This is a genomic window from Thermostichus sp. MS-CIW-40, assembly GCF_054058315.1.
Genome location: NZ_JBSSAC010000070.1, coordinates 1 through 10131, shown reverse-complemented (window position 1 = coordinate 10131; position 10131 = coordinate 1). Strand labels below are relative to the sequence as shown.

9 protein-coding genes and 1 pseudogene are annotated in these 10131 nt (G+C 56.8%); 6 read left to right on the top strand and 4 right to left on the bottom strand.

Features of this window, described 5'->3' with window-relative positions:
* Window positions 1–263: 263 nt before the first annotated feature.
* From ACVWXF_RS13780 to speB, 3 genes are all read right to left on the bottom strand, one after another.
* Window positions 264–947, bottom strand: a complete 684-nt coding sequence (locus ACVWXF_RS13780; RefSeq protein WP_457385506.1) for a YggS family pyridoxal phosphate-dependent enzyme — start codon at window positions 945–947, stop codon at window positions 264–266.
* A 103-nt stretch (window positions 948–1050) separates the two neighbouring features.
* A complete protein-coding gene (locus tag ACVWXF_RS13775) occupies window positions 1051–1899 on the bottom strand; it encodes a prohibitin family protein (protein ID WP_011433345.1) in 849 nt (282 codons plus the stop codon).
* Window positions 1900–1971: 72 nt separating this feature from the next.
* Complete coding sequence (gene speB, locus ACVWXF_RS13770) at window positions 1972–2895, bottom strand: agmatinase (RefSeq protein ID WP_457474671.1); 924 nt, start codon at window positions 2893–2895, stop codon at window positions 1972–1974.
* 193 nt (window positions 2896–3088) lie between these two features.
* Between speB and ACVWXF_RS13765 the strand changes: the two genes are divergently transcribed.
* The 6 genes from ACVWXF_RS13765 to ACVWXF_RS13740 all read left to right on the top strand — a co-directional run bounded on the left by ACVWXF_RS13765 (window position 3089) and on the right by ACVWXF_RS13740 (window position 9916).
* Entirely contained in the window at window positions 3089–3841 is a 753-nt protein-coding gene (locus ACVWXF_RS13765; RefSeq protein ID WP_011433343.1) for a DUF561 domain-containing protein, read from the top strand.
* Between the two features lie 324 nt (window positions 3842–4165).
* Complete coding sequence (gene rph, locus ACVWXF_RS13760) at window positions 4166–4900, top strand: ribonuclease PH (protein ID WP_011433341.1); 735 nt, start codon at window positions 4166–4168, stop codon at window positions 4898–4900.
* A gap of 246 nt (window positions 4901–5146) precedes the next feature.
* Window positions 5147–6388 carry a response regulator gene (locus ACVWXF_RS13755; protein ID WP_011433340.1) on the top strand — a complete coding sequence of 414 codons (1242 nt, stop codon included), beginning with the start codon at window positions 5147–5149 and terminating at the stop codon, window positions 6386–6388.
* A 604-nt stretch (window positions 6389–6992) separates the two neighbouring features.
* On the top strand, window positions 6993–8690 hold the full coding sequence (locus tag ACVWXF_RS13750) for an ABC transporter ATP-binding protein (protein WP_414332172.1): 1698 nt from the start codon (window positions 6993–6995) through the stop codon (window positions 8688–8690).
* 12 nt (window positions 8691–8702) lie between these two features.
* Window positions 8703–9341: a riboflavin synthase gene (locus ACVWXF_RS13745; RefSeq protein WP_414332173.1), complete on the top strand. Its 639-nt coding sequence runs from the start codon at window positions 8703–8705 to the stop codon at window positions 9339–9341.
* Window positions 9342–9352: 11 nt separating this feature from the next.
* A complete protein-coding gene (locus tag ACVWXF_RS13740) occupies window positions 9353–9916 on the top strand; it encodes a shikimate kinase (RefSeq protein ID WP_414374890.1) in 564 nt (187 codons plus the stop codon).
* 121 nt (window positions 9917–10037) lie between these two features.
* On the opposite strand, the pseudogene ACVWXF_RS13735 reads toward ACVWXF_RS13740, so the two are convergent.
* Window positions 10038–10131: pseudogene (locus ACVWXF_RS13735) on the bottom strand (photosystem II protein D2); the annotation flags it as partial.

Sequence of the window (10131 nt, the reverse complement as noted above, 5' to 3'; positions counted from 1 at the left end):
GAAGACTTCTTTACTACTGATCAATCCATCCTCCTTCCGAAGTTGGTTTGCTAAGTGCTGCTATTGTACCCCTTGAGCCCTTAACAGGCTGTAACGCAAATGATTACAAATTTCCCCAATAGGGCAAATCCTGGGCGGGATCCCCCCGCTTTTGATCGAGCCAAGCCAAACTCTCGCCCCGAAGGTACCCCGCAGGGCGACTCCGGAGTTCGCGGCTTTACACAAAATTTAATCACAATTTAACGGCTTCACAGAGGTCACATCTATTCCTGCTCGGCGTCGGCAAACAAAGCGCGCCCCAGTCGGATCAAGTTAGAGCCTGCTGCCACCGCCAGGAGGTAATCGTCGGACATGCCCATGGAGAGGGTGTGCACCTGCAGATGTTCATAGCCACTGCGCTGGATGTAATCGGCCAGTTCGGCCAGCTTGCGAAACAGCTCTAGGGCCGCCTCTGAGCTCAAGCCCAAAGGCAAAATGGTCATCAGGCCCACAATTTGCACCTGCAGCAGTTGGTTCAGTTCGGGGAGGCTCTGCAACAGATCGGGGATGGGCCAGCCGAACTTATTGGGATCCGGAGCCAATTTAACCTGCAGGCAAAGCTTGGGGGTGAGGTGCAGCTCCCAAGCCTTTTGGTTGATCAGCTTGGCCAGGCGCAAGCTATCGACGCTGTCGATCCAGGCAAATTGCTTGAGGGCCGGTTTGACTTTGTTGGTCTGCAGATGCCCGATCAAGTGCCAGACGATATCGGTCAGATCTTGCAGTTGCCCTTGTTTGACGGCGGCCTCTTGCACTCGACTCTCCCCAAAGTGGCGGATCCCAGCCCGATAGGCGGCGCGGATGTGGTCGGCACTGTAGCCTTTGCTCACTGCCATGATCTCCACATGGTCTGGGATCTGGGCTCGGATGGCCTGAATGCGGCTGTGGATGAGCTGCTCGTCAAGGGGCATCGTCAGGTCAGCAGGCCGGGGATCTCTATCCCCATTCTCGTTCCAATTGGCAACAATGCTCTGGGATAGATTTTTGCAGAACCCAGAGCCAACGGGCTGTCCGCTACCGCTGCCAGGGATCCGGTCGGGAGATGATCACGCGGGTGCCGGGCGCCAGTTTGCGCGCGTAGTCCAACTGCACCACTTCTGGGTTTTGCTTCAGGGCTTCCCCCTGGAGGCGAATGGCTTGGGCTTCTCCTTCTGCCAGGATCACCAATCGTTGTTTTTCCAGCTCTGCTTTTTCCACGAGGAAGCGTTCCCGCTCTTTCTCTTGCTCGGCAATTTGCTTTTGCTCGATGGCCGTTTGGAATTGGTCGGAGAAGCGGACATTGCGCAGCAGCACGTTTTGCAAGATCAGGTCATTCTCAGCAAAAATGCTGGAGAGCTGCCGCTCCACATTTTCCTGGATCTGCTCGCGTTCTTCCGAGAAAACGGCGATGGCGCGGTGCAAAGCCAGTTCATTGCGCACTACCGTCCGCACCTCTGGGCGAATCACTTTGTCCACGTAGGAAGGGCCAATGGTCTGGTGCAGGTGGGCCACTTGGTCGGGATCCAAGCGAAAGCGCACCGAGACATCGAGGGAGATCTGCTGGCCGTCGGCGCTGAGCACTTTCAACGCATCATCCCCCTGGTTTTCGGAGCGTTGGGAGGCCATGGTGTAGGTTTGGGTGCGCACGTCGTAGAAGATAGGCGTTTCCACCAGCGGCAGCAGGAGGTGCAGCCCTTCTCCCAGCGGCTGCGGCTTCAGCCCCGTCAGGGAGTTGAACACCACGGCCCGTGTGCCGGCAGGCACCACCACCAAGCACTGCAGCAAGGTGGCCAAGAGGATCAGCAGCAATGCCCCACCCACCAAGGGAATCCAGGACAAAGCGGGAAGTTCAAAAGCAGGACGACGGGGGTGGGCCGATTTCACAGGTGTGTTACCCAAAAACCTAAAGAACTCGAACAGGTGCCCCGGGGATGGCCGGCCAAGCTCTTCTTGAGCTTAACCCAAGGCCGCAGCCAAGATCTGATAGGCCAGTTTGGCGACCGTGAAGGCGCTGCGGCGATCGGTTTCCCGTTCTCCCGTGACCGACAGCTCGACCACATCGGCGCCGATGATTTGCCGTTGCTGTCCTAGTGCCCGAATCAGCTCCACCGTCTCCCACCAGCCCAAGCCGCCAGGTTCGGGGGTACCGGTGGCTGGCACCACAGCGGGATCCAGCCCATCCACATCCACCGTCAGGTAAACCTGGGGGCCCAAGGTGGCAATCACCTCTGGGATCCACTCCTGGGCTGGCTTGGTGTGCAAGCTGTGGGCAAAAAAGGTGTGCAGACGGCGCTCGCGAATGGTCTGGCGGTCTTCGGCGCAGATGGAGCGGATCCCCACTTGGGTGAGGCGGCTGCCCACTTGCTCCACCACGCGGGCCATGGCAGAAGCATGGGAATAGCGGGATCCCTCGTAGCTATCTCTCAGGTCGCAGTGGGCATCGATTTGCAGGACGTGCAGCTCCGGATAATGGGGCAGGTGGGCAGCAATCAGCGGCCCGGTGATGGAGTGCTCCCCACCGATGGAAAGCAGGAACCGCCCCGGTCTCACCCACTCGGCAGCGCGACGCTGGATTTCGGCCATAGCCAGCTCCTGGGCGGAAGATCCCAGACCTTCCAACTCCACCGGGGGGGCCGTCCAGTAGCGGGAGATCTCTTCCGAGAAGTCGGGGTGAAGAGCTAGCTGGCGATCCCGTACCTCGTCGTAGATCTCCACATAGGCAGAAGCCTGCAACAGCGCCTGAGGGCCTTTGGCGGTGCCTTTGCCATAGGAGGTGGTGGCCTCGTAGGGGACGGGCAGGAGAATTGCTTGGGCCATCTCCGGATCCGGCTCAGGCAGGCCCAGGAAGGGGAAGGGAGAGCGATACATGATGGCTTGCAAGAAGGGATCCCTATTCTATTGAATCTATTGAAGAATTGTGGTGAGCCAAAAGGACTGGGATGATGGGGTAAAGAGGGACCCTTGTGGGATTGAGGCAAACCCTCTAGACTGAGCAAAGGCTTCCCCAAGCCCAGTTTTAGCAGCCATTTGTTTTCACTCCTCTTAGACTGCCTTTCCACAAGCTGACGAGCCTATGACCACTGCCTCTCACGCTGCTCTTTTCGACGCTCTGGCCCAACGTCGGGCCCTCAAGATCATCAGCGGTCTACAAAACTTCGACCTGCAGTCGGTTCTGAGCATCACCCGCGCCGCCCAACAGGGAGGGGCCACTTGGGTGGATATCGCTGCCAGCCCCGAATTGGTGCAGCGGGTACGCGCCCAGATCGATCTGCCCATCTGTGTGTCGGCGGTGGAGCCGCAGCAGTTGGCCGCAGCCGTACAGGCAGGAGCAGACATGGCCGAGATCGGCAATTACGACAGCTTCTACCCTTCAGGCCGCATCTTCTCCGCAGCGGAAGTCCTAGACCTTACCCGCCGAACCCGCTCTCTTCTGCCCCGCACGCTCTTGTCGGTAACCGTTCCCCACACTCTGCCTCTGAATCAACAGGCAGAATTGGCCGAGAAACTGGAGGATCTGGGAGCCGATCTCATCCAAACCGAGGGCAGCACCAGTGCCGAGCCGGTTCACGGGGGATCCCTGGGCCTGATCGAGAAGGCTGCCCCCACCCTGGCCGCCGCCTATGAAATTAGCCGTGTCGTCTCGGTACCGGTTATCTGCGCTTCCGGCCTCTCGACGGTAACAGTGCGCTTGGCCATTGCTGCCGGCGCTTCAGGTGTAGGGGTGGGCAAAGCTGTCAGCCGGCTCCAGGATGAAGTGGCCATGGTGGCTCAAGTGCGGGCATTGGTGGAGGCCTTGGGAGGATCTCGGATCCCTGCCCTTGTCTAGGTTTGATGGGTGAAAGTTGACCCTCCTGCGCCAGCATGCACTGGTGCGTTTTTTTAGGTTCTCCGAGATAAGCAGGGAAAGGGAATCAGCAGGGCGGCTGAGGGTTGAGATGGGCCGCCTGGAGTTTTGCTGCTCACAAGTGCTTTGCTTTCTTCTGCCTAGAGGTGGCATACCCGGCGCGGTTGCCCTACTTGTCGTCCTTGCCTTCCCAGACCAATTCCGTCCGCAGCCGTCGCCCCAGTCATGTTCTGCAAAGATTCCAAGTCCTGAGCCGCATTGGGCAGACATGGTTGACAATGCGAGGGATCCCTTTTTGAACTGTCCATGAGCTGGCAACGCCCAGATAATCGCACCGCTGCTCAATTGCGCCCGGTTTCTTTTGAGCGCCACTTTACCCGCTATGCCCCTGGCTCGGTGTTGGTCAAGTTCGGCCATACCCATGTCCTTTGCACCGCCAGTGTGGCCGAAGAAGTTCCCCCTTTTCTGCAGAACACCGGCCAAGGCTGGCTGACGGCTGAGTACCGCATGTTGCCCGGAGCCACGCAACAACGACAGCCGCGGGAAATGTTGAAACTATCGGGCCGTACTGCCGAGATTCAACGGCTCATCGGGCGCAGTCTGCGCGCCGCCTTGGATTTTCGCAAGCTGGGATCCCGTACCATCACCGTCGATGCCGATGTGCTGCAGGCCGATGGCGGAACGCGCACCGCCGCGATCACAGGGGGCTATGTGGCTCTGCACGACGCCATCACTTGGCTGTACAAACAGGGGGCGCTGGATCCGGCCCAGGGATCCCCGCTGCGGCAGCAGGTGGCGGCCCTTTCAGTAGGAATTGTGCAGGGAGAGGTACTTGTGGATCTGTGCTATGAGGAAGACAGCCAAGCCGAGGTGGACATGAACATTGTTATGAACGAGCAGGGATCCTTCATCGAGATCCAGGGCACTGCCGAAGCCGCCTGCTTCAGTCGCCCGCAACTGCTACAAATGTTGGAGATGGCCCAAGCCGGGATCCAAGAATTGCTACAAGCCCAACGGCAGGCTCTCAATTTAGAAAGATAGAGCCATAGCCGGACCCTAGCCTTGCAATGGTAATCCTTCAAGGCACTGCATATGGGATTGCATGGGTGTATATCCTGGTTGGCAAAGCGGTATTCCCTTGCTGTAAAGGAATGGCCGGGAAAGCTAAGATCAGCCAGTTGTTAAAATAAGTGAGCTCTCTGAAGCTCTCCTTTCGACGGTTTGAGCGTGTGGCTGAGGTGAATCGCTGCTCATTTGGCCTGAAGAAGTTGGCCCGGAGAACGCTGCATGTCCCGTTTTGTGTTCGGCTCGGAGGAACTTGCGCCACTGCTCAGGCAGCAAGGTTGGCGGTTTACCACTGGATATCTGCACATTCACCTCAAGGGACTGGATCCCTCTGAGGGTGCGGAACCCTGGGTGTTGACCTACTACCACGGCAGGCTGCTTTTTTCTGCCGATCAACCCCTCAACACGCAAATCCTGCTGAAACGACTCTCCCGCTTTATTCCTCGCCTCAACTTGGAATGGCCACAGCGGGCCATCTCGGTGGTGCAAGAGCGCTTGATGAAAGACCATTCCTTACCTGAGCTGCTGGAGGCTATCACGCAATTGGGCCTGCTCAAGCCGGGGGAGCTGGAAGATGCCCTGTGGCTCAACCTGCTTACCGATTTCGACCGCTACCTATTCGAACGGGCAGGCACCTGTTACTTTGAGGTGCAGGAGCAGGTCGCCCAAGAGGCCCCCATTGGCGGGTTTGAGTTGGAGCCGCTGCTGCAAGAAGCCGCCCGGCGCCACGATCGCTGGGCAGATTTGAAGGTGGCGATCCCAACCCTGTTGGCGGTGCCGGTGGTCAATTGGGAACGGGTCAACCGCTACCGCATCACCGATGAGCAACGACAGAAGCTCCACACCCTCACCAAAGATGGCCAGTCGCTGGAAGCAATCGCCAAGAAGCTGTGCCGGGATCGGCTGGAGGTGGCCAATCTCTTTGCCTCCTGGGCGAAAAAAGGTTTGGTCAGCCTACAAACACCCCAAGAGCTGCTGCAGACCAAGCGCCACAACCCGATAACCATCTTGGCGGTGGACGACAGCGTGGTGATGCAGGAAATCCTACGGCAGTATTTGCCCAACTATCAGGTGATTACAACGGGCAACCCCGCCGAGGTGCTTCCTTTGTTGTTTCAGCATCGGCCCCACCTGTTGTTGATGGATATCGCCATGCCGGGGATCGATGGTCTAGAGCTTTGCCGCATTGTGCGCAGCTTAGAAGAGTTTAAGTCCCTTCCCATCCTGATGGTTACCGCTCGCGATGGTCTGCTGGCCCGCATCCGCGGCAAATGGTCGGGGGCAACCGCCTACTTGACCAAGCCCTTCAACGAAAGTCAGCTTAATGCAGAGGTGAAGCGGCTTCTGGCCCAACAGCCGCCTGCCCACAGACAAAATCCTCTGTCGGTTCAGGGAGGCAGAACAGGTCATCCTGCCCTGTTTCAGGGATCCCCCCGTTCCCTCGAGGATCAAGCCAAGGCGTAGTGTCCTTCTGAGTTGATCCCCGTCGCCATTGGCTTTCCTGTCAAAATCAACAAAGGTTTTATGTTAGATAAGAAGTCAACTCAAGAGACCATAACTTGTCTGGGCTGACTGCTAATGTCAATGGATTGATAGCTCATTAGGACATGCCCAAAAGAGAAAAATAGGTTGCCGGGGATTTCAGAAACAAGAGACGAAGTAAGCATCCCATACACTGAAAACTTATCCGATCAACCTTCCTCATTGTCATCACGACCGGCTACTTCAATCTCTCTCAGGAACTGGCTTTTCCCCGCTGGCATTAGAGGTCGTTTAAGCCTTAGAGAAGCCTCACAAGGCTTCTGGCAAAAGAGTCCATACTAAGGGTACCGACAAACAAGCCCTGAAGACATGAAAAAAGATCGAACAGGGTTCAGCAGGCACTTCTGAAGGCAAACCAGAAATATTAAACGCTGTCGTGGACCCCGGCAAGATCAATGAGAGGGAGAAATCAAGCAGAAATTGCTCAGGATCCATGGACAGGGATCCCAAGAATACGTAAAATCGAGTAAAGAATGTAAAGAAAACGCCACACTTCTCCAATTGGTCCCGATCCCCAAGGAGCATTATGCTGCGACTGGAACACATTAGCAAAATCTATCCCACCGGTGAGGTGCTCAAGGATGTGAACTGGGAAGTTAAGCCTGGGGATCGCGTCGGCCTAGTGGGAGTAAACGGGGCCGGAAAGACCACCCAGCTCAAGATTATCTGCGGGCAAGAAGAACCGACCAGCGGCGAGGTGATCCGCCCCGCCAACCTGCGCATCGCCTATCTCACCCAAGAATTTGGAGTGGATCCCGCCCGAACGGTGCGAGAAGAGTTCTGGACAGTCTTTCAAGAGGAAAACCGCATTCACCAAGAAATTGCCCAAATCACCCAACAGATGGAGCAGGCGGACGCGGACACGTTGGAAACCCTTTTGCGCCGTCTAGATCGTCTACAGCGCCAATTTGAGAGTTTACATGGCTATGAACTGGAGGCGCGTATTGAGAAAATCCTGCCGGAAATGGGGTTTGAGCCGGAGGACGGGGATCGGTTGGTGAGCGCCTTCAGCGGCGGCTGGCAGATGCGCATCAGCCTGGGGAAAATCCTGCTGCAAAAACCCGATTTGATGTTGCTAGACGAGCCGACCAACCACCTAGACTTGGAGACCATTGAGTGGCTGGAAAACTACCTCAAGAGCTTGACGATCCCCATGGTGATTGTTTCTCATGATCGAGAGTTTTTGGATCGGCTTTGCACCCAAATTGTGGAGACGGAGCGAGGAGTTTCTACGACATACTTGGGTAACTATTCTCAATACCTACTCCAAAAAGCTGAACGGCGAGAGGCACAACAAGCTGCCTACGAACGTCAGCAAAAGGAAATTGAAAGGCAACAAACCTTCATCGATCGCTTCCGGGCCAGTGCCACCCGCAGCACTCAGGCCAAAAGCCGCGAAAAACAACTGGAAAAGATCGAGCGGGTCGAAGCGCCCATTGGCGACGTGCGTACCCTCAAGTTTCGCTTTCCCCCTGCTCCCCGCAGTGGTCGCGAGGTGGTGAAGATCGAGAATTTGACGCACATTTATGGAGATAAGATTTTGTTTTTGGGTGCGGAGCTGTTGATCGAGCGTGGGGATCGCGTCGCCTTTCTGGGGCCCAATGGGGCAGGAAAATCCACCCTGCTGCGTCTTATCACCGGCCTAGAGCAACCTACCGAGGGATCTGTGAAATTGGGAGCACACAATGTGATCCCTGCCTACTTCGAGCAAAATCAAGCAGAGGCTTTGGATCTGAGCAAAACCGTCTTGGACACCATCCATGACGAAGTGCCCGACTGGAAAAACGAAGAAGTGCGCACGCTGTTGGGTCGCTTTTTGTTCAGCGGCGACGCCGTTTTTAAGAAAGTAGCGGCTTTGAGCGGGGGAGAAAAAGCCCGCTTGGCGTTGGCGAAAATGCTACTTCAGCCGGCCAACCTACTGATTTTGGATGAGCCCACCAACCACTTAGATATCCCGGCCAAAGAGATGCTGGAAGAAGCTTTACAGCATTACGATGGCACGGTGATCCTTGTTTCTCACGACCGCTACTTTATCTCAAAAGTGGCCAACAAGATTGTAGAGATTCGCAACGGAGAGTTGGTCGCCTACCAGGGCAACTATCACTACTATCTAGAAAAGATCGCTGAAGAGAAAGAGAAAGCCCGACAAGAGCGAATCGCTGCCGAAAAACGAGCCAAAGAGCGAGAAAAACAGAAAGCCAAAAAGGCAGCCGGCAAAACCTAAGGAGCCAAAGCAATGTTTACGGGTCTGGTTCGAAGTTTGGGCACAGCCCAGTTGATCAATTCTTCACAGCTACGGGTTACCTGTCCCCGGTTGCAACCTCAGTTGGCCTATGGAGATAGCGTGGCGGTGGACGGCCTTTGCCTGACGGTGGTGGAGATTCTGCCCGATGGATTTTTGGCCGATGTTTCGCCGGAAACCCTGCGGCGCTCGACTTGGGGCCAGGGATCCCTCGGCCCGCGCACAGTCAACCTGGAACCGGCGCTGCGGGTAGGAGACAAGTTAGGGGGGCATTTTGTCAGCGGCCATATCGATGGGGTGGGGCAACTGTGGGATCAAGCCGCCACTGGCAACGCCTGGGAGCTGAGCTTCAAGGTTCCTGAAGAGATCGGGCGTTACATCGTACCCAAGGGCAGCGTGGCGGTGAATGGGGTGAGCTTGACCATTGCTGAGGTGCGCCAAGGGGGCTGCTGGTTCAAGGTGGCTGTGATCCCCCAAACCTACCGCGAGACCAACCTTTCTCAGCTCCAAGTTGGGGATCCCGTCAACATAGAGGCGGATATTTTGGGCAAGTATGTGGAAAAATTGCTGGGCTTGCTGCCCCCCGAGAGCAGCGTTTCTCTGGAGTTTCTGGCCGAGCATGGCTATATCTAGGTACCTTTCCCATGATCCACCCCGAGGAAGTTGAGCGCCTGCGCGGCGTAAATGTTTATCTCATTGGGATGATGGGCAGCGGCAAATCCACCGTGGGATCGGAGCTGGCAGCCCAGTTGCGCTTTCAATTTTTCGACACCGATGGTCTGGTGGAGCAGGTGGGGGGTTCTTCCATCGCTCAGATCTTCGCGGAGCATGGGGAAGCATACTTCCGGGATCTGGAGACGCAGGTGTTGGCCCAGTTGAGCAGCTACACCCGGCTGGTGATCGCCACAGGCGGCGGCATTGTGTTGCGCCCCAAAAATTGGAGCTACTTGCACCATGGCCTCACCGTTTGGCTGGATGCGACCCCCGAGCTGATTTGGCAGCGGCTCAAGCGGGATCCCGGCCAACGCCCCCTGCTGCAAACCCCCGACCCCCAAGCTGCCCTGTACAAGCTGATGCAAGAGCGAGAGCCGTTCTACGCCCAAGCTGATGTGCGGGTGCCCATCCGGTCAGAAACCAGCCCGCCCCAGTTGGTTGAACAGATCTGGCAAGCCATTCGCGCCCGCTTGCGAGACGGGATCCCTTCCTAGCCACCTCGCGCCCAACACAAAAAGGGATCCCATGAGGGATCCCTGAACTCTTTAGTTTTTGATTTTTGATTACTCAAGATTCGCCGGGAGCGGATCCCTGACGAGACCAGAACGGCTTCCTTTAGAGCGCATTGCCGCGGGGGAGGACTTCTTCAGGGAACTCAAAGCGCTCATGGGGCTGGTCCTGCGGCGCCATCCACGCCCGAATCCCCTCG

Excerpts from the sequence above, each read along its gene's own strand:
- ACVWXF_RS13755 (WP_011433340.1), top strand. The coding sequence starts at position 5,147 with ATGTCCCGTTTTGTGTTCGGCTCGGAGGAACTTGCGCCACTGCTCAGG.
- ACVWXF_RS13750 (WP_414332172.1), top strand. The coding sequence starts at position 6,993 with ATGCTGCGACTGGAACACATTAGCAAAATCTATCCCACCGGTGAGGTG.
- rph (WP_011433341.1), top strand. The coding sequence starts at position 4,166 with ATGAGCTGGCAACGCCCAGATAATCGCACCGCTGCTCAATTGCGCCCG.
- ACVWXF_RS13740 (WP_414374890.1), top strand. The coding sequence starts at position 9,353 with ATGATCCACCCCGAGGAAGTTGAGCGCCTGCGCGGCGTAAATGTTTAT.
- ACVWXF_RS13780 (WP_457385506.1), bottom strand. The coding sequence starts at position 947 with ATGCCCCTTGACGAGCAGCTCATCCACAGCCGCATTCAGGCCATCCGA.
- ACVWXF_RS13745 (WP_414332173.1), top strand. The coding sequence starts at position 8,703 with ATGTTTACGGGTCTGGTTCGAAGTTTGGGCACAGCCCAGTTGATCAAT.
- ACVWXF_RS13765 (WP_011433343.1), top strand. The coding sequence starts at position 3,089 with ATGACCACTGCCTCTCACGCTGCTCTTTTCGACGCTCTGGCCCAACGT.